This is a genomic window from Lysinibacillus sp. GW247-5R2A, assembly GCF_059424475.1.
This window is the reverse complement of the sequence record NZ_JBWKZL010000003.1, coordinates 261,304-283,531: the sequence shown is the minus strand read 5'-3', so window position 1 is coordinate 283,531 and position 22,228 is coordinate 261,304. Positions and strand designations below refer to the sequence as shown.

At 37.5% G+C, this 22,228-nt stretch carries 26 protein-coding genes and 1 riboswitch; of the genes, 13 read left to right on the top strand and 13 right to left on the bottom strand.

Annotated elements, in window-relative coordinates; all coding sequences use genetic code 11:
• Positions 1–14 precede the first annotated feature (14 nt).
• Together AC07YC_RS07345 and AC07YC_RS07340 are read right to left on the bottom strand one after the other, a co-directional pair.
• Positions 15–836, bottom strand: coding sequence for a MerR family transcriptional regulator (locus AC07YC_RS07345; protein ID WP_494918922.1), 822 nt, complete (start codon positions 834–836; stop codon positions 15–17).
• 76 nt (positions 837–912) lie between these two features.
• A complete protein-coding gene (locus AC07YC_RS07340; protein ID WP_336636521.1) occupies positions 913–1,923 on the bottom strand; it encodes an alpha/beta fold hydrolase in 1,011 nt (336 codons plus the stop codon).
• A 139-nt stretch (positions 1,924–2,062) separates the two neighbouring features.
• Here AC07YC_RS07340 and AC07YC_RS07335 point away from each other — a divergent pair, with 139 nt between their 5' ends.
• Together AC07YC_RS07335 and AC07YC_RS07330 are read left to right on the top strand one after the other, a co-directional pair.
• On the top strand, positions 2,063–2,944 hold the full coding sequence (locus tag AC07YC_RS07335; RefSeq protein ID WP_494918921.1) for a LysR family transcriptional regulator: 882 nt from the start codon (positions 2,063–2,065) through the stop codon (positions 2,942–2,944).
• A gap of 27 nt (positions 2,945–2,971) precedes the next feature.
• Entirely contained in the window at positions 2,972–3,127 is a 156-nt protein-coding gene (locus AC07YC_RS07330; protein WP_162817395.1) for a hypothetical protein, read from the top strand.
• 264 nt (positions 3,128–3,391) lie between these two features.
• Here AC07YC_RS07330 and AC07YC_RS07325 read toward each other — a convergent pair whose 3' ends face one another.
• Positions 3,392–4,015: a hypothetical protein gene (locus tag AC07YC_RS07325; RefSeq protein WP_494918920.1), complete on the bottom strand. Its 624-nt coding sequence runs from the start codon at positions 4,013–4,015 to the stop codon at positions 3,392–3,394.
• A gap of 14 nt (positions 4,016–4,029) precedes the next feature.
• Entirely contained in the window at positions 4,030–4,542 is a 513-nt protein-coding gene (locus AC07YC_RS07320; protein ID WP_494918919.1) for a zinc metalloprotease, read from the bottom strand.
• Positions 4,543–4,656: 114 nt separating this feature from the next.
• On the opposite strand from AC07YC_RS07320, the gene AC07YC_RS07315 reads away from it, so the two are divergent.
• The gene (locus AC07YC_RS07315; protein WP_494918918.1) at positions 4,657–5,043 is read left to right on the top strand and encodes a hypothetical protein; all 387 of its coding nucleotides are present in this window, start codon (positions 4,657–4,659) and stop codon (positions 5,041–5,043) included.
• A 511-nt stretch (positions 5,044–5,554) separates the two neighbouring features.
• Here AC07YC_RS07315 and AC07YC_RS07310 read toward each other — a convergent pair.
• The 4 genes from AC07YC_RS07310 to AC07YC_RS07295 form a co-directional block, all read right to left on the bottom strand.
• Positions 5,555–6,301, bottom strand: coding sequence for an amino acid ABC transporter ATP-binding protein (locus tag AC07YC_RS07310; RefSeq protein ID WP_107921818.1), 747 nt, complete (start codon positions 6,299–6,301; stop codon positions 5,555–5,557).
• 11 nt (positions 6,302–6,312) lie between these two features.
• Positions 6,313–6,969 (bottom strand): amino acid ABC transporter permease, encoded by a 657-nt coding sequence (locus AC07YC_RS07305; RefSeq protein WP_008181970.1) that lies wholly within the window; start codon positions 6,967–6,969, stop codon positions 6,313–6,315.
• Between the two features lie 65 nt (positions 6,970–7,034).
• Entirely contained in the window at positions 7,035–7,832 is a 798-nt protein-coding gene (locus tag AC07YC_RS07300) for an amino acid ABC transporter substrate-binding protein (protein ID WP_494918917.1), read from the bottom strand.
• Between the two features lie 251 nt (positions 7,833–8,083).
• The gene (locus AC07YC_RS07295) at positions 8,084–8,476 is read right to left on the bottom strand and encodes a ribonuclease HI family protein (protein WP_494918916.1); all 393 of its coding nucleotides are present in this window, start codon (positions 8,474–8,476) and stop codon (positions 8,084–8,086) included.
• Positions 8,477–8,667: 191 nt separating this feature from the next.
• On the opposite strand from AC07YC_RS07295, the gene AC07YC_RS07290 reads away from it, so the two are divergent.
• Positions 8,668–8,859: a zinc-finger domain-containing protein gene (locus AC07YC_RS07290; protein WP_012293843.1), complete on the top strand. Its 192-nt coding sequence runs from the start codon at positions 8,668–8,670 to the stop codon at positions 8,857–8,859.
• Between the two features lie 67 nt (positions 8,860–8,926).
• Here AC07YC_RS07290 and AC07YC_RS07285 read toward each other — a convergent pair whose 3' ends face one another.
• Together AC07YC_RS07285 and pepF are read right to left on the bottom strand one after the other, a co-directional pair.
• Complete coding sequence (locus tag AC07YC_RS07285; protein ID WP_336636518.1) at positions 8,927–9,910, bottom strand: SEC-C domain-containing protein; 984 nt, start codon at positions 9,908–9,910, stop codon at positions 8,927–8,929.
• 227 nt (positions 9,911–10,137) lie between these two features.
• A complete protein-coding gene (gene pepF / locus AC07YC_RS07280; RefSeq protein WP_494918914.1) occupies positions 10,138–11,955 on the bottom strand; it encodes an oligoendopeptidase F in 1,818 nt (605 codons plus the stop codon).
• 234 nt (positions 11,956–12,189) lie between these two features.
• Between pepF and AC07YC_RS07275 the strand changes: the two genes are divergently transcribed.
• Together AC07YC_RS07275 and AC07YC_RS07270 are read left to right on the top strand one after the other, a co-directional pair.
• Positions 12,190–12,630, top strand: coding sequence for a Dps family protein (locus AC07YC_RS07275; RefSeq protein WP_494918913.1), 441 nt, complete (start codon positions 12,190–12,192; stop codon positions 12,628–12,630).
• 192 nt (positions 12,631–12,822) lie between these two features.
• On the top strand, positions 12,823–13,272 hold the full coding sequence (locus tag AC07YC_RS07270; RefSeq protein ID WP_336636515.1) for a general stress protein: 450 nt from the start codon (positions 12,823–12,825) through the stop codon (positions 13,270–13,272).
• Positions 13,273–13,544: 272 nt separating this feature from the next.
• Here AC07YC_RS07270 and AC07YC_RS07265 read toward each other — a convergent pair whose 3' ends face one another.
• Entirely contained in the window at positions 13,545–14,444 is a 900-nt protein-coding gene (locus AC07YC_RS07265; protein WP_025115049.1) for a DMT family transporter, read from the bottom strand.
• A gap of 134 nt (positions 14,445–14,578) precedes the next feature.
• On the opposite strand from AC07YC_RS07265, the gene AC07YC_RS07260 reads away from it, so the two are divergent.
• The 5 genes from AC07YC_RS07260 to AC07YC_RS07240 all read left to right on the top strand — a co-directional run bounded on the left by AC07YC_RS07260 (position 14,579) and on the right by AC07YC_RS07240 (position 18,479).
• On the top strand, positions 14,579–15,457 hold the full coding sequence (locus AC07YC_RS07260; protein WP_036146496.1) for a LysR family transcriptional regulator: 879 nt from the start codon (positions 14,579–14,581) through the stop codon (positions 15,455–15,457).
• Between the two features lie 74 nt (positions 15,458–15,531).
• A complete protein-coding gene (locus tag AC07YC_RS07255; protein WP_494918911.1) occupies positions 15,532–16,197 on the top strand; it encodes a phosphopantothenoylcysteine decarboxylase domain-containing protein in 666 nt (221 codons plus the stop codon).
• Positions 16,198–16,308: 111 nt separating this feature from the next.
• Positions 16,309–16,911 carry a TetR/AcrR family transcriptional regulator gene (locus AC07YC_RS07250; RefSeq protein WP_494918909.1) on the top strand — a complete coding sequence of 201 codons (603 nt, stop codon included), beginning with the start codon at positions 16,309–16,311 and terminating at the stop codon, positions 16,909–16,911.
• Positions 16,895–17,989: a DUF418 domain-containing protein gene (locus AC07YC_RS07245; protein WP_494918908.1), complete on the top strand. Its 1,095-nt coding sequence runs from the start codon at positions 16,895–16,897 to the stop codon at positions 17,987–17,989. The genes AC07YC_RS07250 and AC07YC_RS07245 overlap by 17 nt, the downstream gene beginning before the upstream one ends.
• Before the next feature lie 170 nt (positions 17,990–18,159).
• Positions 18,160–18,254, top strand: a riboswitch (SAM riboswitch).
• Positions 18,255–18,287: 33 nt separating this feature from the next.
• Positions 18,288–18,479: a YezD family protein gene (locus AC07YC_RS07240; RefSeq protein ID WP_494918907.1), complete on the top strand. Its 192-nt coding sequence runs from the start codon at positions 18,288–18,290 to the stop codon at positions 18,477–18,479.
• An 84-nt stretch (positions 18,480–18,563) separates the two neighbouring features.
• Here AC07YC_RS07240 and AC07YC_RS07235 read toward each other — a convergent pair whose 3' ends face one another.
• Positions 18,564–19,049, bottom strand: coding sequence for a flavin reductase family protein (locus AC07YC_RS07235; protein WP_008180194.1), 486 nt, complete (start codon positions 19,047–19,049; stop codon positions 18,564–18,566).
• 158 nt (positions 19,050–19,207) lie between these two features.
• Here AC07YC_RS07235 and AC07YC_RS07230 point away from each other — a divergent pair, with 158 nt between their 5' ends.
• Positions 19,208–19,993, top strand: coding sequence for a VOC family protein (locus tag AC07YC_RS07230; protein ID WP_494918906.1), 786 nt, complete (start codon positions 19,208–19,210; stop codon positions 19,991–19,993).
• A gap of 103 nt (positions 19,994–20,096) precedes the next feature.
• Here AC07YC_RS07230 and AC07YC_RS07225 read toward each other — a convergent pair whose 3' ends face one another.
• Positions 20,097–20,297: a cold-shock protein gene (locus AC07YC_RS07225; RefSeq protein ID WP_324727670.1), complete on the bottom strand. Its 201-nt coding sequence runs from the start codon at positions 20,295–20,297 to the stop codon at positions 20,097–20,099.
• A gap of 213 nt (positions 20,298–20,510) precedes the next feature.
• Here AC07YC_RS07225 and AC07YC_RS07220 point away from each other — a divergent pair, with 213 nt between their 5' ends.
• Positions 20,511–22,190 carry a formate--tetrahydrofolate ligase gene (locus AC07YC_RS07220; RefSeq protein ID WP_336636509.1) on the top strand — a complete coding sequence of 560 codons (1,680 nt, stop codon included), beginning with the start codon at positions 20,511–20,513 and terminating at the stop codon, positions 22,188–22,190.
• The last annotated feature ends 38 nt before the right edge of the window (positions 22,191–22,228 follow it).

The following is a 22,228-nucleotide window of genomic DNA, read 5'->3' as shown; positions in this document are numbered from 1 at the left end:
TTCCCTCCGCCTTTTTAGTTTCTCTCTATAATGGGAATTTGTATTTCCATTAATTGTGCACCCTGTGACGTAGATAACGGTAAATATATTTCCCTACCAGGTTCGTTTTCTTTAATCTGATAGTTGTTTTTTTCAATCCATTTAGCTAAATCTACACAGGCTGTACTAGCGAAATGAGAATCCGAGCGAAAGGTCATGGTTGCCATCATCGGCTCAGGGGGAAGTGTTCGTAATTGAAATGTATCTGGATACGATGGAAGCTCCCGGCTTAAAAAATAACCGATTTCAAATTCGAACTCATCTTCCTGATCCTCTATTTCCTGCCATAAAACGACCTGAGGACTTTGAGCCAATTGGCGAGTTTCCTTGAGTAATATGTGATTAAATGTCCGAAATAGATCAGGAATGTCTTCTTCTCTTCCGTGCGCCTTCAATGAAAGGAACTGCTGGGCATCTTCAGCCTTGATCCTGATTTCTTGTAGGGTTTCTACTTGCCCCTCACTTTCTAAAAGCTGCATACGCTCCTCAATCCGAGCAAGTTTCAATTGTTCCATATCGATAATGCGTTGGATTTCACTTTTTTTTAGCTTAAACATCCCTTGAATATCCTTGAATGTAATATCCTCATGGAGCAAATGAATGATTTGTGGCAAAGTGAATCCTAATTCCTTATAAATAAAAATACGATTGATTTCAAGTAGCTGGTCTGCCGAATAGTAACGATAGCCGGTTTCATGATCCACCTTTCTTGGCTTTAATAGACCAATCTGATCATAGTAGCGCAAAGTTTTTAAGGATACTTTGCTTAGCCTAGAAAACACACTAATTTTAAACAAAATATTACCTCCAATCTCTATCATAATGGAAGTATATAGTTTCCCGTGCAGGGGAAAGTCAAGAGCAAAATAATTTTTATTCAAGCAGGAACATTTTTAGGTTTTGATCTATAAATTCAGAATCTGGCTCATGCTGTCCAATCCCTGCACAATGACCCCATTTCGATTCAATAGGGAGGAAGCGGGCATTTGGCATATGTAGTGCATCATAGTTATTATCCTCTGGAGGAAAGAAAAGATCTGTACTTCCTGGCATGACTAATGCACGAGCTGTAATCTTGCTTAATGCCAGCTCGAAATCGCCATCATACGTCGCATTGGCACTAATATTCCCAGTAATGCCAGTACGTAGCATGGAGATTAAATCATTGGCATCAAAGCTTAAAAACACTTGATCCCAGTAATCTACGAGATATTCCTCCAGCGTTTCATAGCCTTCTTGCTGATAGAGCTGTTCTAAATAATAAGCCTGTGAGAAGCCCCAAGCTGCATAGACGCGTCCCATGGCAGCTAATCCCACTTTAGGTTGTTCGGTGTAAAAACCATTTTTCCAGCTAGAATCTGCTTGAAGGGCAGCAATCATTCCTTCAAATACAATCCTGGCATGGGGTCTGGTCATGGCAGTTCCTCCGAATGGAGCGATTCGTTCGACCATATCAGGGTAGCTTGCTCCCCACTGAAAGGTTTGTACAGCCCCTAACGACCAACCAACGACGAGCGCTATTTTGGTAATACCAAACTTTTGAGTAACCAATTGATGCTGTAGTCGCACATTATCATCAATTGAAATGAGGGGGAAATTTGCTTGATGATAGGGTGCTGGTGTATTACTTGGAGAAGAAGATAAACCATTGCCAAGCATATTCGGTATGATGATAAAATACTTCTCTGGGTCCAGTGCCTTACCAGTTCCGATTAACCATTCATTATCAGTATGCAAACCTGCAAACCATGTGGGATAAACAATAACATTATTCTTTTCTGCATTGAGTGTCCCATATGTTTTATAGGCAAGAACTGCATTTGGCAGTATGTCACCTGATTGTAGCTGAATGTCTCCCAGTTCATAAAGTTCATAATCTCTCATGTGAAAAACTCCTTTTCGTAATTAAAGATGGATTAAATGGCCTTTCTTGTCATTACTCTACGAGAATGCTATTGTTAAGTCAAAGAAACGTTTTTGAATAAAACGTTCATTTTTTTTGAATTACGGGGTGAAATTTACTATGGAATTGCGTCAATTAAAGACCTTTTATACACTTGCTTCGACCCTCAGTTTTAGCCGTACTGCCGAAGTGCAAAACTATGTTCCATCAACGGTTACGATGCAAATGAAGGCATTAGAAGAGGAATTCGGTGTTAAGCTGGTGGATAGATTAGGAAAAAAAGTAATTCTGACCGATGCAGGTAGACGTTTTCTAGATTATGTAGTCCGTATATTGGATGAAATTGAAGAAGCAGAGCATGCTGTTAAGCAATCAGGCGAAATGACGGGGACGTTGGTCATAAGCGCAGATGAAACGTTGTGCACGTACCGTCTGCCTGCTGTTTTGCGTCTGTTTCGCTTACGTTATCCAGGAATTCGGCTCATATTTCGGCCGTTGTCTCATTCAAATTTGAAACAGTGTTTGCGAGAAGGGGACGCAGACATTATTTTTATGCTCGATGAGGACAAAAGCGAGATGGGCTTTTGCGGAGAAAAAATGCAGGATGAGCCCTTTTATATTTTGGTAGCTCCCGATCATCCTTTAGCTTCACGTACTGAATTGGACATTGAAGATTTTAATGGGGAGACCTTTTTGCTGACGGAAAAGGGGTGTTCCTATCGCACATTTTTTGAACGGAGTCTTTCACAAAAGGGTATGGGCGGAATTACCGAATTGGAATTTAACAGTGCGGAGGCCATTAAACAATGTGCGAAAATTGGGATGGGCATCGCGATCTTACCTGAAATGGCTGTAACAGCAGAATTGAGTAGGGGGGAGCTGGTCTCGTTGCCATGGGATATGACAGCTACATCGTTTGCCACCCAAATGTTTTGGCATGAGGAAAAGTGGATTTCGCCTGCCATCCATGCTTTTTTAAACTTGGCACGAGACTTTGCTTGAAGTTTAATCACATAAACAATTTAAACAATGACTCTATCAATTTTCACAATCAATATTTTCTTTATCAATACATTAGGTTATAAAGAAAATCCGTTTACAATGATTGTAGGTGTTCAATCAAATAGTAAATATAGACCTGTATCAAGTGTAGAGTTTGGATTTAAACCTGAAAACAGCATTTAGAGAAATAGCTAATCAAATAGTAACCAGCGTGGAACGGGATGTAATATGGCTAGAACCAACATTATTCTGTAAGGTACAGTATCTTGAGAAAACAAACACAAGATCTATAAGAATCGTTTCATTTAAAGGGTTTAATTTAGAAGTTAATGAGCTTTAAAATACGAAATTAAATAACCACTAAAAATAGAGAAAAAGCGTATTATGAAGAAATTTTTGTAACACCCTTTTTCTCTATTAAATGATTTGAAAATTTAACATATCAATTTAGTTATTGAATTCTATTCTAGCTTCATTAAAAATATTTTCAATTATTTCTAGTTCTGAATCATCTAAATTTTCTTCGTAAATTTCTAATCCATCAGTGTCCAATGGCACTTTACCAACTGTAACTCCACTTGTAGCAAATACTCCGTCTTGTTCGTCTGTTAGAAACAGTAAATACTCATCACCTGTATTCATTTTTTCATATCCATTAACACTGTAAATAGTACCTTCTGATTCAAAATTTAATTCTGCAATAGGAATAGTTTGCTCTAAATTAATTTTAGCATTCGTAGTTGCGTTTTTTACAACTTCATTAATTTCAAAATCGGCAACTGTATATCCGCCAATTACTGCTTCATCTATTTTAGATTTAAATACTTCTGTTCGTACATCTTCTTGTTTAATTCCTTTAACAATAATAGGTGATTTTTCTGCTAACTCATTGAAATCAGTGAAGCCGTCCGTTTTAGCCTCACCGTCAACTCTATTAGGTTTTGAAGGAGAATCTTCTGAAATAATTTTATTTTCATTAGCATCTTCTTTAGAGAATCCTTCTGAAATAAGCAAACTACCACTAAATAAAACTATTAATCCGGCACTAAATACAAAAATTTTTTTATTCATTTTTAACCTTCCTTTCAATATTTTTTTGCGATTCCGGCTTTGTCATCTTTTAAAGGATAAGCTTTGTTATTAAAGCCTAATCTTCTCATAACTGCTATTTCATCATTCTTTTCTTGTGTGTGTGCTAATCCAGCCTCATGACCAACTTCATGGACTATGGTTTCAGTTCTTTGAGTCGAATCTAACTCTACACGCCATTTTTTATAAATAGTGATTCTCCCATTACCAAAACTTTGACCATAAATATTTCCATTGTATTTATCTAAGTATTCAATACTTGCTTCTACACCAGATGCAGTAGGTACTTTTTTCGTAAAGTTAATTTCAGGGAGCGCATTCCATGCTAGAATTCCATTTTTGACTTCACCACCTAATTTGTAACTATCAAAAGTAGGGTCTATCCAATAAAACGCATCTTTTGGATTGCTAAATTTGTCGCTATTCAATTCATAAGCTTGTCCTTCAGGCACTTGAAAACAAAATAAGATTCCTAAACATAAAACTAAAAACGAAAATTTCCTCTTCATATTACCATCTCCCATTTACATAATATTACAACAATACCATATTAATATAAATTGAGAATAAAAGTCAATAATGCTAAAATTTAATAAGAAATACAATTAGAAGGGGGTATTTATGTGTTAAAAAAAATAATTATTATTTCATTTGCATTGATTTTTCTATGTGTGGGATGTTCTAATGATACAAAGAAAATTATTTTAGAGATGGCTGATAAAAATGGAGATTTTAAAGAAAGTTTAGAAATCCTAGATAAAGATCAAGTTTCAATAATAAATAAAATTCTTAATAAAGTTAAATGGAAAGAAAAAAGTGAAGATTCATTTGGACTATTAAAGTATAGAATGTCTTTTGATTTTATAGACCCTAATAAGGAGTTGAAGTCTTCTTATTATTTAATCTATGTAAATTCAAAAGAACAAGTAACTCTGGTAGAAAATGATATGAAATATACTAAATTATCAAAAGAAGAATCAAAAGAATTACTTGATATACTAGCAATATAATTACTTAATGACGACTTAACTAGCTTCAAAGATAGAAAAATTAAAAATCAATACAATGTTAATTAAGAACTTTATGAAGAAGAAATCCTTTAATGAAAGAATACAGATTTTTCAAAACATGTTCACAACTATTGAGAGAGTCTTAAATGTCACTCTTTAATTCAATAATATTTCCCTTTTATAAAATTAAATAAAAAAATACAAAACTGAAAACATACTACTCAATATTTAATAAAACAGAACCCTTTGAACGAAAACATGAAACTGATTTATATGATATGGGTAATTCCATGTTGGATCTATTATTTAGACAAGCAAAAGACAAACAATCAAAAAAATTTGATATTTTTCAAGAGTATATAAATTATCCGATAATTAGTATGTTCTTAAAAATACCTTTTGGAATAATAGTTAAAAGATAGATTATTTATTCAATAGCATGTTGTTCATAAAGAGAGAAACTTTAGCTTGATAAAGAAATGAAAAGAGAGCAGTTACGTCTGCTCTCCTTTTAGTTTAGGTTCTTTTGTAAAAAAGCCTTTGTCCGTTCGTTTTGTGGGTTCGTAAAGAAGTTTTCCGGGTGGTCGGATTCGATAATTTGTCCATCATCCATAAAGACAACCTTATTGGCTACTTCTCGCGCAAAGCCCATTTCATGTGTAACGACAATCATAGTCATATGGTCTTCAGCTAAGCTTTTCATGACCTTTAATACTTCTCCTGTCAGCTCTGGATCTAAGGCAGACGTTGGCTCGTCAAATAATAAAATTTGAGGGTTCATCATTAAAGCACGAGCAATTGCAACTCGTTGCTTTTGACCACCGGATAGATTCGCTGGATAGGCGTTTGCCTTCTCGGAAAGTCCAATTTTTTTCAATAAATCTAGACAACGGCTCGAAATGGCTTCAGCTGATTCTTGTTTTAATAAGCGAGGGGCCATTTCAAGGTTTTGCTGCACGGTTAAGTGGGGGAATAGGTTAAAATGTTGAAAAACCATCCCCATTTTAGCTGTCAGGTTTTTGATTTCCTGAGGCTTGGCATAAACGCCGTCCTGCACAAGATAATCACCATCTACTAATATACTACCACCATCAATTTCTTCTAAATGAATTAAGCTTCGAAGCATTGTACTTTTACCAGATCCAGAGGGACCGATCACTGCAATGACATCGTTCTTTTCCACTGAAAATGAAATTTGTTTAAGAACCTCCACTTGATTGAAGGATTTCTTTAAGTTTGTTACTGCCATCAATGCCATATAGATCACCTCTATTCAAATTTAAAACGTTTTTCTAGCCATTTAAAGAATACGGTCAAGATCAGCGTCATGATTAAATAAATAGCACCAGCAATAAAGAAAGGTACAATCGTAAAGTCACGATTGACGGCTGTTTGTGCAAAATGTAGTAATTCTGGAACAGCTACAGCATAGAGCAGGGCTGTGTCCTTAATTAGCGTAACCGATTCATTCGATAAGGCTGGTAATGCTACGCGAAACATTTGTGGCAAAATGACACGTGTTGTTGTTTGCCATTTTGATAAACCGAGTACTTGTGCTGCCTCATATTGTCCTTTATCGATGGCGAGTAAACCACCACGAAAAATTTCAGCAAAGTAGGCAGCATAATTTAAAATAAAGCCAAGACACGCAGCTACAAAACGATCCAATACTAAATATTCACCGATTACTGGCAGCATAGGTAGACCAAAGCAAATTAATAATAATTGTAGTAATAGTGGCGTACCACGCATGATATAAATATACGTATGTGCAAGCCAAGAAAGTGGTTTAATACGACTTTTCACTGCGAGTGTTAGTAAAAAGCCAAATGGAATCGATATAAGAATGGCGATGAAAAACAGTATAACTGTCATTTTCGCGCCTTCTAGCATCGGCCATATCATAGTTTGCCAGTAATCTGCCATAGTGATGTCCCTCCAAAAAGAGTAAGAGTTTCGCAGAGGAAACTCTTACAATAAATATCCTGTCCTTATTTTAAAACTTTATCCTCACCGAACCATTTTGTTGAAATGTCAGCTGCTGTACCATCTTCATTCATTTTGTCTAATGCAGCTTGCAGTTTTTCCAATAATGCTTCGTTCCCTGGTTTTACACCAATACCGTATTGTTCGGGAGCAAGTGATTCCTCTAATAATGTAAATGTGTCAGGCTCTTGTGTCATGTAATATTCTGCTACAACAGCATCAATTACGACGGCATCAACACGACCTGTTTTTAAGTCTGATAAAGCTAAAACGTTATCCGAGAATTCTGTAATGGTTTTCACTTCTTTATGGATAGGGTTACCATTTAATGCATCTGCAGCAGAAGAAAGAGATTGAATGCCTACTTCTTTGCCCGCTAAATCATTTAATTTCACAATCTTAGAATCTGCTTTTGTCATAACCACTTGAGAGTTTTCAAGATAAGGCTTTGTAAATAATACTTTTTCTTTGCGCTCATCTGTAATGGTATAACCGTTCCAAATTAAATCAATACGTCCACTGAGTAATTCAGCCTCTTTCGTTTTCCAGTCGATTGGTTGGAATTCAGCTTCTACGCCCATATGCTCAGCTGCCGCACGTGCTAAATCAATATCGAATCCCACGATTTCATTTTTATTATCACGGAAGCCCATTGGTGCAAATTTATCGTCAATACCAATAATGATGGTTTCTTGATCAGCTGAAGATGGGTCTTTCTCTGCTGATTTTTCTTTTGATGTGCCACATGCTGCTAAAACAATTACAGCTGTTAGCATCATAAGTAAAGTGATTATACGTTTCATCCTTAATTTCCCCCTATATAAATCTATCGCTTTCGTTTGCTAAACTACTAATGTGTTAAAGGATATCACCGAGGCTAATGGATGTCAATATCGTTTTGGATTAATCAGAAAATTTTATGCATTTTATAGCTAATTTAGGATGATCTTTAAATTGATTTCATAAAAATAATGGATCAGGGGAAATTAAGTATCTGAATAGAAGAGGAAAGAAAAGGGACTGTTATAGTTAACAGTCCTGTGGCATGCATGGTTTAATGATTATTGTTTTGAATAGCTTTTCGTGCCAAGGCATCAGCAGCTTTGTTTTGAGAATCAGGCACCCATTTAATAAAAAATAAATCGAAGGTGTTGGCGAGCGATAATGCTTTTTCTAGAAAAGGTTTAAAATCCTCGTTTTTCACATATTCTTTTTCCATAGAAGCGACAACGATTTTAGAATCAGAGCGAACGGAAACATGTGTAGAATTAAGCTTTTGTGCTTCCTCGAGTCCCCGGACTAAAGCAGTAAATTCAGCAATATGATTATTTGTTAGCCCGATATACTCACTAATTTGTATATGTTGACCCTCTCCTTTAATAAATATACCAATGCCACTTGGACCAGGGTTACCTGCACTAGCAGCATCTATATAAACCTCTAACATATCATCCCTACTTTACTATTTGACTTCCATATAATTGTACAACATGGATACGCTGTAAAACACCTATGTGCTAGTCGTAATGTGCTTGAAAAAAATTGCTGAAGTGGATAAACAAAATAGTTGCTTGTTCAAAATGAACGCTTCATAATAGTAGGAAGTGAATTTTGGACGTGAAAGGAGCGAGAGTTCACATGGATAAAGTGACGGTTATGAAGGATATAGACGAACTGCATGATACGTATTGCGCAGATTGCTTAGTCATTCAGCAATTACGTAAAGAACGTGGTAAACCAGGAGCTCATCGCTTCTGTATTGAAGCTTGTTCAATTGGAGAAAAGCTACAGTTTTTAGGTGAAGAGCTTTTGAAAGTTTACAGTAAATAAATAGGCATCGTTAGAAAAAGCTACACTTATCAGCAAATGCTAATAAATGTAGCTTCTTTTTTAGGTTTTATTTTGCTTCGACATAGCTATTTAAATCTTGGTAATACTTTGTAAGTGAAGAAGCGGAAATATCAAAAGTTGCGGCAATTTCTTTTACCGTCATAGAAAGAGATTCAAAGAGCTCTTTTTCCTGGCCATAACGAATTGCACCAGCAGCAATAGCCGCCTCTTTGCGCGCAGTAGGTTGTCCTTCTATTAAATAGTCCTCTAATAGCTCAAGTATTGGAGCTGTTTCACGATCATTTTGCTCCAAGAATTCTTTTACTTGTGTAAGGACTGTGCTTTCAAAATTAGTGAATTCTTCCCCTTTATAGCCGTTGGAGACAAGTAATTCCCAGAATGCAAGATGTTCTTCTTTTAAGAAAGCTCCAACCTTTTTCTCGGATGCTTCAAAGTTTTTCTTGAATTCTTCAAATACTTTTAAATGGTCCTCAGGGAAGAAAATCAATGTAGACACAGCTAAATAATGTGTCAATTTCTTCGTTCCATCCGGTAAAATAAAGGCAAAGACATGCATGCCTTCCGGAATTGGTTTATTATTTTCACGACGAATATAAAGCTCTTCATTTGTAAGTAAATGGCTAGCTTTAAAATATTTTTCCTCAACAACAGTTACCGTACCGATAAATAATGTAGGGTGAGACCAGTCTTCCAGTACTTTTACTGTAGAAGGTCTTACTGCTTTTTTCTTCGTTTTCTTTAAATAACTTTTCCAAATAGATGGCTCTTGATGGAAGAAAAAGTCGTCTAAAGCGATGGCTTCAATCAGCTCACGCTGTAGCACGCTCTCTAATTTAGGTTGCCATGTGCCTACATGCTCGATATAAGCACGAACATCTTTACGCTCAGGATACTCTAAGTAAAATGTTTGTAGCACACGCTCTAATTCTTCGATTTGTACTGTTTCCACTGTTACTTGTTGTTTACCTTCACAACATTTTTTATATTTTTTGCCGCTACCGCATGGGCATGGATCATTACGTTTTACCATAATTAGAACACTTCCTTTGACAATTGTTAATCGTATATTGCTAAATAATTTGCGTACTATTAATAATAACGGTACTTTTGTATGAAGAAAAATGATTGTCTATTTTGAAATATCTAAAAAGTGTGGAGGGACGCCCTAATTCAAGTATATGTATGCACGTTTTCACTTAGAACTAAAAAAAGAAAACGATCTGTACGTTGCAAGCACAGAACCGTTTTCTAGAACGTTTATGATTGTTGCACAGCCTCAATCTCTAATGTGAGGCGCTCAAGCTCGTCTACTAAATGGCCAATATAGCCAATCGTATCTCGAAGTGGTTGATCCGTTGTAATATCAACGCCTGCCATTTGTGCTAATTCCACAGGGGATTTTGTTCCACCAGCCTGCAGGACAGCTAACCATTCTTCAACGGCTGCATCACCTTCTTTTAAAATGCGCTGAGATACTTGTGTTGAAATAGTTAAGCCCGCACTATACGTGTATGGGTAAAGGCCCATATAATAATGAGGCTGACGCATCCACGTCAGTTCAGCACCTTCCGTAATATCCACTGCATCACCCCAGAATTCTTCAAGCACCGAACGTTTTAACTGATTTAAAATATTCGCGTTGACAGATTCACCAGCGTCCACCAATTCATATACTTTTCGTTGGTACGCGGCTTCAAGTAAGTGTGTGACAAAGTTATGATAATACGTTTTAGAAACAATATTTGAAATCACCCAACGCTTAAAGCGCACATCTTCATTATGCGTCAATAAATAATTCGCTAGCAGCATTTCATTCATAGTAGATGGTGCTTCAATAAAGTATAGGGAAGGGCGACTATTAAAATAGGATTGATGCGCATACGTATTCGCAAAATGTCCTGCATGACCAAGCTCATGAACGAGGGTAAAGACTTCATTCATACGTTCATTCCATGACATTAAAATATATGGGTGACTACCATAAGGACTTGAACAGAATGCCCCTGTGGATTTCCCTTTATTTGGTGCAAAGTCGATCCAACGTTCCTTGAAGGCTCTGTCCATTAGGTGATTGTAGTCTTCACCCATAACCGCTAATGATTTATCAACATATTCCTTCGCTTCGTCCATCGATAATTTTGGATCATAGGCAGAATCTAAAGCAATTTTTAAATCTGCAAATGTCATGTGCTCAATGCCATTCGCTTTTTGAATTAATTTTGCATATCGACGCATATGTGGGGCAAGCTCTTTTGAAATCAAATCGATTTGGCGATTATAAAGGGAGCGATCGACATCTTGATCGAATAGTAAATAATCAAAAATGGAATCAAAGCCTCGTAGATCCGCCATTGTTTTTTCTTGTTGAATATGTGTGTTGTAAACTTGTGCAGTTGTATGTTGATAATCACTCAACTTGCTTGAAAAAGCTTTAAAGGCAGCACGGCGAACTTCTGTATTGGCTTCAAACTCCCAATTATTTTCATAAAGGACAAAGCTTAACGGATGCTTTTCACCATCTGCTTCAAATTCACCAAAATTCATATCTACTAATTTCGTCGTATTATATGTTTCGTATGGCGCATCAAAAGTAGAACTAAAGGCAGCAAGCGTTTTTTCAACTTCTGGATGTAGCTGATGAGGTTTTCGTTTTAATAATTCCTCTAAATAATGTTTGTAAAGAGGGCTTAATGTTGCTGCTTCTTGTAGTATCCCTTCATCCAAAGCAAGTAATTCACTCCGTACGAATGATAAGGCACTGCTTATTTTGCCGATAGCTGTACCAAATTTTGCAGAACGCATTTGAGCTACATCATCCGTTCGATCTGCCTGTAGGTTTAAACTCGCATACGTACCAATTGGAACGATACTTTTTTGCAAATTTTCGAAAGCTGTTAATACATCAATAACTTTTTGTGCATCTGTAATGGAGCCTTGATACGTTTGTTCAAAGCTAAGAGCTTCCTCTACAAGCTGTGCTAAAATCGGTTCAAAATCTGCATCATTTTTCAGTAAATCAGTTAAATCCCACGTTTCTTCTACTGCAACATCTTTTCGTAATGGTAAAACTTCCATTTATAAACACCCCTTTACATATAAGTGATTTCATTATAACGAAACTATTTAGGAAAGTGAAATAATTTAATAGAATAGTTGAAATTTTCTTAAAGAAAACAGTCCTGTTTTTTAATCAAGTAAGTAGGCGTATGTTTGAAATATTGCTAGGCGGGAACAATATGTGTATAGCCAGCATCATTTGTAACGCATACTAAAGGCTAGAACAATTGACACATTGGAGGAGAACTAATTATGACACAAAACTTAAACAAACAATTAAATAAGCTAGTATCAACATGGTCTGTACTTTATACAAAGCTGCACAATTATCATTGGTATGTTACAGGGCACGCATTCTTTACACTGCATGCAAAATTTGAAGAATTGTATAATGAAACAACGTTGAATTTAGATGAAATTGCAGAACGCATTCTTTCGAAGGAGGGCAAGCCAGTTGCGACTTTAAAAGAACATCTAGAGCTATCCTATGTAGAGGAAGCAACAGGAAATGAGTCGACGGAGGAAATGGTAGCAACGACGATTTCTGATTTCCAAAAGCTCATGAAAGCATTGAATTCCACAATGGAGCTAGCAGCAGAGGATGGGGACGACCGTACAGAGGATTTACTGAATGCGATGTACCAATCTCTTGAAAAGCATACATGGATGTTAAAAGCCTTCCTCGACAAATAAACGATTTACAAGCATGCCCAGACAAGTGGGGATGCTTTTTTTTAGGGTTTTTACTCTTTATGACAAAAAGAGTACTTGTATAAAAGCATAGTAACAATTATTACAGTTTGGTAACGAAGCGGCAAAAAGAGTTTGTTTCCCCATTGTCAGGGTAATTATTTAGTAAGCCATACAAATTAGGAGGAATTGAACATGAACATGAACATGATGAATGAACAAAATCCAAAAATTGAGGTGGCCCATACAAGGGACGAAATGCTTCATATTCTAGAAAATATGCGAACAGAAGGTTTCCATAAAGAGGATATCCATATTATTGCGAAAGACTCCCAGCAGTTGGAGGATGTGAAATGGGATGATGATGTCCACACACATGAGGCTGGTAACTGGGTGGACCAATTTAAATCTTGGTTTACAGGTGATTCTGCTGTAACAGAAGGATTAAAACGTTTTAATCTTTCTGAGGGGCAAATCGCTTACTATGCTCATCTTGTAGAGCAGGGGAGTATCGTATTATTTGCAGAACGGGATGATGATTATGATACGCTACAATCACAACATCTGGAAACGGCTGCTGAGCAGGAAGAGCGTTTAAGACAAGAGCGTCTGAATGAGGCTGAGCAACTTAGAAGATTTTTATAAAAGGACAACAGATTGATCATTGTGAATCACTCTGTTCAGACTGTAGACAAACTCAATGAATTTTGAGAGCTTGCCTACAGTCTTTTTTCTTTGACAATTTGACCATAAAATAAAGTAAGGCTCGACCCCCATCCGCAGAAAGCATACACCCATAGTAGCTAGTGTATTACTAAAATGGGTGATTGCAGGGATGACAAAAGCCACCGAGAGTGAACTTCTCGATGACTATTGCCCATAGTTTGAACAGAGTGACATTGTGGACCCTCTGTTTTTTAATGAATTACTTTTTCTGGTGCATCTTTTTTAATAAAGCGCAACACATGGAAATGCTCTAATTGGGCAAATAAATTACCAATCAAAATAAAGCTACCACCAATAACGAGTTTCACTGTCAATCCTTCACCGATGAACATCATCGCAAACATCGCTGCAAATATAGGTTCTAGTGAAAAAATGAGACCTGTATGTGTAGCAGAAGTATACTGTTGTGCAACAGTTTGACCAACGAAGCAAAACGCACTACAAATGATTCCAAGACCTAAAATAGCAATCCACGATGTCGTATTATTTGGTAACGTCGGTGTTTCAAATAATAATGTTAAGATTAGCGCATAAATGCCAGCGAAGCCTAATTGGTAAATACCATATGAAATAGACTCCACATTCCGTGTAAATGAACTGTTTAAAAGTAAATAAATAGAATAGCATAGCGCAGCGATTGCAACTAACAAATCTCCTTTATGGAAGGAGAATGAACCTTGTGCCGTTAACACTGTAATACCAATCATTGTACAAATAATCGCAAAGCTGACGGCTCTGGAAGGTAATTTTTTATCAATAAAGCTACTGAAAATCGGCACTAATACAACCGTTAGACTTAAAATAAAGCCTGCATTTGAAACTGAAGTGGACTGTAAGCCAAATAAGCTTAAAGCGAACACAATGAATAATAAAAATCCTTGGATAGCGGCATATTTTAAAGTCTTACCATCTACCTTAATCATCCGTTTATAAAAAATAAGCCCTGCTACTAAAAATGCGATGATACAACGCAATGCCACCACATTATAAACAGCCAATGTTTCAAGCCCCATGACCATAAAGGTATAAGATAGTCCCCAAAACATTGTGACAATAACCATCAATACATTTGCTTTTCCTTGGATACTCATTATGTTCACCTACCATCTGTGTACTAAAACAGTTTTTATACTAAAAATTACTATATATCTTGTCTTGAGATTAGTAAAACGAATGTTTATAATGATTAGTATTAAAAAAATTCATGTATGTAGAGGGATTGCTGATGAGCTTAGTGAAATATGAGATTTTAACAAAGGTAGCAGAGGTAGCAAGCTTTACAAAAGCAGCAGATGCACTAGGACTAACTCAGTCTGCTGTCAGTCACGCCGTGTCAAGTTTAGAAAAAGAATTTGGATTTGCGCTCATACATCGGAGTAGAGTGGGTGTCACACTGACAAGTGAGGGGCAAACCATGCTAAGGGCGATGCGTCAGGTTTTAGACGCACAGGAATTATTGCAACAAGAGGCAGCACATATTCATGGAGTCACAAGAGGAAACGTGCGTATTGGCGTTATTTCAAGTATATCTTCCAATTGGATGCCAGAAATTATTAGGATTATGGATAATCAGTTTCCTGGAATACAGGTGGAATTACGCGAGGGTGATTATTATGAAATTGAACAATGGCTACTCAGTGGGGAGATAGAGGCTGGGTTTTTAAATGGTCAAAAATCTGAGCAATATCAATATACGGAATTACAGCAGGACCCATTATTATGTATCGTTTCAGATCAAAGTCCACTATTTAATAAGTCTGAGATCGATATTGTTGATTTGGAAGATATGCCTTTTATTATGACTTCCTATAAAGGGACCAATGATGTCAAAGTTTTGTTGGAACAATATCATGTGAAGCCCAATATTCGCTTTGAGCTTTCAGAGGAGGTCGGCATTGTTTCCATGATTTCTCATCAGCTTGGGATTAGTATTTTACCCCAATTAGTCATTCAAACGTTGCCGCCTACCTTAAGAGCGATTCCTCTGAAGCAAGGTGCCTATCGTACGATTGGAATTGCGATGAAGCATAATGCATCACCTGTAACAAAGAAATTTGCGGAAATTTTAAGTGCATGGCTGATGGAACAAAAAAATGCACTATGATGGAATCTATTGATGCCTATCCTTGCATTACGGTAAAATAGTAGGTGTATATATTTTAGAAAATAGGTGAGTGGATGGGGACATTACAAGGTAAAACCGTACTCATTACAAGTGGGGGAACACTTGAAAAATGGGATCGTGTACGAGGGCATACCAATTTATCAAAAGGGACAATGGGCTGTTATTTAGCGGAGGCGGCACTCGCTGCTGGTGCTAATGTAGTATATATGCATGGTTATTTTGCACAGCTCCCAGTGAATCACGATCAAATGACATTGATTAAATTTGAGGGTATTGAGGATTTAGGAGAAAAGGTTCGTCATGCTGTCCAACAAGAGCGTGTAGATATCGTTATTATGGCTGCGGCTGGCTCCGATTGGGTCATTGATAAAGTATATGATCAATCAGGCAACTTGATGGAGGAAGCGGGGAAAATGCCTTCCGATGAGCCACCTATTATTCATTTTAAAAAGGCACCAAAAGTCTTAGGGCAAATTAAAGGCTGGCAACCGAATGTGACGTTAGTAGGGTTTAAGCTAGAAGCGACCGATGATGAGGAGTTTTTATTAGCACGGGCACGACTGCGAATGGAAACAGCCCATGCTCAATTGATGGTAGCCAACAGCTCTCAATCTTTATATGGCGGAGACGAGCCCCATTGGATTGTACCTGCTAATGGACAGCCTATGAAAGTAACGGGCAAGCAAAAAACAGCCGAAGCTTTAATGAGGTATTTATAGCATCAATAAATGTGAACTGTGTAGAGAAATATTTCTACACAGTTTTTTCTTGTTTAAAAGAGGAGTATCATTTAATGTTTACTTAACGGTCGGTAAAAAAGGAGAATGATGATGGGGAATAAGGAACAAACTTTTCAAAAAATTATAGAAGTTGCTTATGTGATGTTTGCAGAAAAAGGGTTTGAAAAAACAAGCTTAGCCATGATAGCTGCAGAGGTCGGTATATCGAAACCAGCCATTTATTATTATTTTCAATCAAAGGATCAATTAATCACTTACTTATTTGATGAACTGTATAAAGTAATTCAACAGGATGTCGCTGTGGATTATATAGAGCTTTCTCGCGTTAATTTCAAGGAGGAATTACTAGAGCTGGGCTATAAGTCTATTGAGGCGCAGGGCAAGGATCCTTATTTTAATAAAATATTTAACCAATATGTACTATTAGCAGCTCGCGATGAAAGCTATAAGAAGCAATTAGAAGAGCTAGAAACCAGCTTTTTAACAAGCTTTGTGGAAGTCCTACAATATGGCGTGCGGCTAGGGGTTCTAGAGGATACTCCCACTATAGAAGCAAAGGCACAGATGCTGGCCTTGGTCTATGATAATATCGGTAATTTCATATTAACAGGTAACCAATTGGACTACAGAGCTATTTGGAAGGAGGCTGTGTATAGCGTTATCCAAGGAGGCGAAGATGGGAAAAAGAGATGATGAACAGCGCATTGAAGGCCTTGATTTTGCAAGAGCTCTCGCCATGTTTGGTATGTTCATTGTCAATTTTGGAGTTGTAACGGGTTCTACAACGAATGGTTCAACATGGTTGATGGCCTTACAACATCTATTTGAGGGGCGTGCCTCGGCCGTATTCGTCATGCTAGCAGGAATAGGAACAGCTTTAATGACTCGTCAGGCTAGAGAGACTAAGGACCCAATACTTCTTCGCAAGAATCGACTTACTTTGTGGAAGAGATCGTTTTTGTTATTCGTGATAGGGATAGTCCTATATACAGTCGGCTGGACAGGAGATATCTTACATTATTATGGCGTCTATATGTTTGTTGCCGCATGTTTGATTGCCCAATCCAAGAAAATGATGATGTTCATAATCGGTGGCATCCTCATCCTTTCACAGTGGCTCCAAATTCAATTTAATTACCTTGCTGGGTGGCATCCAACATATGTATTACTAGTGTATCTTGATTTTTGGACACCGGCAGGATTTATAAGAAATTTGATGTTTAATGGCTATCATCCACTATTTCCCTGGATTTGTTTCTTTCTAATTGGCATGGTAATCGGCACATTAGATTTAACTAATCGTTCATTACGAAAAATCTTATGGGTAATGGGCTTATTGCTAGTCATAATGACGGAGATTTTTTCAACGCTATTTATTAAGATGACAACGATCCATTTATTAGATGTAGAGAGTGCATTGTATTTATTTGATACGGGACCGATTCCACCGAATATGATGTATGTTCTATCTAACTCGGCGTCGGCAATTGTCCTTATTGTGGGCTCCATCTATCTTGTTGAGACATATAAAAATAAAGTAATTGAAGCTTTGATCTTTACGGGACAACTGTCTTTAACGCATTATGTCGGCCATGTTTTTATTGGCATTGGCATATTAATTGTTTGCCAAAAGTTGGAGAACCAGACGCTTACTTTTTCCATGCTCTATGCCTGCTGTTACTTTGTAGGATGTGTGCTTGTTTCTGTCTGGTGGAGAGCTAAACATCGTCGGGGTCCCCTTGAATTCATGATGAGGAAATGGAGTTCGTAATAAATTAATGGATTGCCATCTATTTCTCGTTGATTAGGCATAAAATACTTTAGAAATAGATAGTCTACTAATCTAAAATGATCATTACAAAGTATTCAGCTAGGTTTTCTAATATTTTATATTGACAATCTTATAACAGAATTATAGAATTATTTTCAAGAAACGCAGTACTCTTATCAAGATAGGTGGAGGGACTTGGCCCAATGAAGCCTCGGCAACCGAAACATAGGTGCCAATTCCAACAGATGGATCTGAGAGATAGGAGGGGCTATCAATCAGTTTGATGCATTGGCCTCTTTTGTACAACAAGGATGAAAAAGAAGGGGTGTATCGTATGGCTCAGTCGGCAAAGGTAGAAGATAAGAAATTAGAGGCTATTGCAAAGGCCATTCAAAATCTTGAATTTGGTGAAGTGCATATTACGATTCAGGATGGTGTAATTGTTCAAATTAATAGGCTTGAAAAGCAGAGATTTCCTCAGAGGAAATAAAGGATCATTTCAGTTGAACGATGTGAAAAGGCCACCAATAAGCATGGTTTTCGTTGCTTACAAGTGGCCCTTTTTTTATGGCAATTAGCTATAGAAGCTTTTTGGAATCTGACCGATATGACGGCGATGATAGAGAAGCGGCTCCTTTTGAGAGTTTGTAATATCTAGCACCTGGCCAATAAAAATAGTATGATCACCTGCATCTATTTGCTGAAAGGATTTACATTGTAAAATAGCTGCTGTATCATGTAAAATCGGTAGTCCTAAAGAAGAAGTAGACCATTTTGCTTGAGCAAAGCGATCTGGGACTTTACTTGCAAATAATGTACATAATTGCTCTTGATCACTTGCTAAAATATTGACAGCGAATTTCTCCGCGCTCATAAAGTAAGGATGAAGCTGAGATTTTTTATCCAGTGACCATAAAATAAGTAGTGGGTCAATGGAAACAGATGCAAAAGAATTGACTGTTAAGCCAATTGGATTCGTTTCATGACATGCTGTAACAACTGTTACACCTGTAGGATAGTTACCTAATGCCAATTTAAAAGCAGCAACATGATCTGTCATTCAAATCACCTCTTTATAGTTAGTAATAAATTAGTTAACGGAGTTAGTAGGTAAATGGCACTTTTTTTCATACCATATAGTAACTCCTTTTCTTAAGTAAATATTAAATCAATTACACATCCAGGTAAAGCTAGTGGGGGAAAGAAAGGGGAATTGCCATGACTTTATATTTTGATCATCTGGTACATCAAGTAGAATCACCAGAAAATATAAAGGTTTTCTTCAATAAACGAAATGTTCATACAGTGAACGGTGGTCAACACACGATGTGGGGGACTTACAATACACTAAGTTATTTTGGCTTAAGCTATATTGAACAAATCGCAATTTATGATCGTGATTTATTTGAGCAAGCGGCCCTGTACCCATATTCCCTACATTATACGTTTAAACGTGATCATGAGCGCCAAGGATTTTCACGAATTGCCTTGCGCACCAATAATATTGAAGACGAGGGTCAACGATTGCGTGCATTGGGCTATGAAGTATATGGTCCCGATGCTTGTAGCCGCACAAGACCAGACGGCACGATAATCGAATGGAAGCTATTACATTTTGGCAGACCTGGCCTTTCAGTGGATTTTCCATTCTTAATTGAATGGGCAGATGGAGATGAGGAGCGTTTGGCTCAATTAAAGGCTAGTGGTGCGATTGATGAAAAACAAGCCATTACAATGGAATCCATTCAGTTTTTTGTCAAGGATGTGGAGGAGACGGTGCTGCTTTGGCAGAAGGTTTTACAACTTCCCGAGTTTGAGCAGCATGAGCAGTTTATGTCTCTACAGCTACCGAATATGCGTTTGGATTTTTATGAGGAAGCCTCAGCATCTAGCATGACGCTCGGTCATTTAAAAGAAGGGCCAATCGGTGTAACATTGAAGGATCCACATCGAACAAAGGAAACATTAGTGTGTCCAGGTGCTTTTTATTGGATTAATAAATAAATTAAAAATCCACTTCAATCGTTGAAGTGGATTTTTATGTGCAAACATGCAAAAAGTGGATTGAGCCATTTTCAAATACTTCATCCACTTACTATATTCTAGCTTATAATTTTACAACATTTGATGCTTGCGGGCCGCGATTGCCTTCCACAACATCAAATGAAACCTTTTGACCTTCATCAAGTGTACGGAAGCCTTCCTCCTGGATGCCCGTAAAATGTACAAATACATCTTCTCCATCATCACATTCAATAAAGCCATAACCCTTTTCATTATTGAACCACTTTACGATCCCATGTTGCATAAGCATTCGCCTCCAATGCGCTTGAAAGTAAAATAAAGTTAAAGAAGTCGTGCTATCAATGAGAAAATGTGAAAAAATTGCATTTTCTCTTAGAACATACATGAATTGAACAAAAATGTCAATTGATTGTCGGAATGCTAGCATATCTGACTTTCTTTTTTTTCACAATTAAGACTATAATGGAAATGAAAAACATAGAAAGTAGGATGCCAAATGACAACGAAAAATCAACCATTAACAGATTTAGAAATCGCGAGTCAAGCAGTGATCAAACCTATTACGGAAATTGCCAATGCTGCAGGTATTCCAGAGGATGCTCTTGAGCAGTATGGCCGCTACAAAGCGAAGATTGACCCATTAAAAATTACAGCTCAAGGTGAGGACGCAAAGGTTGTATTAGTGTCAGCTATTAGTCCAACCCCAGCAGGTGAAGGGAAGTCGACTGTGACTGTAGGACTAGCTGATGCCCTTCATCAATTAAATAAGAAAGTGATGGTAGCTTTACGTGAACCATCTCTTGGTCCAGTAATGGGCGTAAAAGGTGGCGCAACAGGCGGAGGCTATGCACAGGTAGTACCAATGGAGGATATTAACTTACACTTCACTGGTGACCTTCATGCGATAACAACAGCTAATAATGCTTTATCCGCATTTATTGATAATCATATCCACCAAGGGAATGTCTTAAACATTGATCCACGACGTATTATTTGGAAACGTGTGATGGACTTGAATGATCGTTCATTACGGAAAGTGATTGTAGGATTAGGAGGGCCTGTTCAAGGCATGCCACGTGAAGACGGCTTTGATATTACGGTTGCCTCCGAAATTATGGCAGTTTTCTGTTTAGCAACAAGCATTGAGGATTTACGCGAGCGCATCGCCAGCATTGTAATTGGCTACACATTTGAGCGCGAGCCTGTTTTTGTGCGTGATTTACAGGTAGAGGGTGCCTTAACATTATTATTGAAGGATGCCTTTAAGCCAAACTTAGTACAAACATTAGAAGGGACACCAGCTATTATACATGGTGGTCCATTTGCTAATATTGCCCACGGCTGTAATTCTATTATGGCGACACAAACTGCTCGTAAGCTGGCTGATATTGTGGTAACAGAAGCGGGCTTCGGCTCTGATTTAGGTGCTGAAAAGTTCATGAACATTAAAGCTCGTAAAGCAGGCTTTAAGCCAAGTGCCGTTGTGATCGTAGCAACGATTCGTGCACTAAAAATGCATGGTGGTGTTCCAAAAACATCACTTGTCGGTGAAAATGTGGAAGCCCTGCTCCAAGGAATTGAAAATTTAGCTAAACACGTCGACACGGTACGTACATTTGGTGTTGAACCGATTATTGCATTAAACCGTTTCATTACAGACACAGAGGCAGAGCTAGAGGCCGTTCTAAACTGGTGCCAAGAAAATCATGTACGTATTGCCCGAACAAATGTCTGGGAAGAGGGCGGTAAAGGTGGAATAGCCTTAGCTGAACAAGTACTAGCTGTGTTGGAAGAAGAAAACAACTTCTCACCATTATACGATGTAACAGAGTCCATTGAAGAAAAAGTGCGTACCATTGTACAAAAGGTATATGGTGGAAAAGATGTTCAATTCACTGACCAAGCTAAAAAGCAAATGGCTCAAATCGAAAAATTCGGCTGGGATTCTCTACCGATTTGCATGGCGAAAACGCAATACTCTTTATCCGATCAGCCTAGCTTACTTGGACGTCCAGAAGGCTTCACGGTCACAATTCGTGAGGTGATTCCAAAGCTTGGCGCTGGTTTCTTAGTTTGTCTGACAGGCGATATTATGACAATGCCAGGACTACCAAAAGCTCCTGCAGCCTTACGTATGAATGTCGATAATGACGGACATGCGGTCGGATTGTTCTAAATAAATATTGAAAAGCTGCCCTTTAAAAGAGGTGCAGC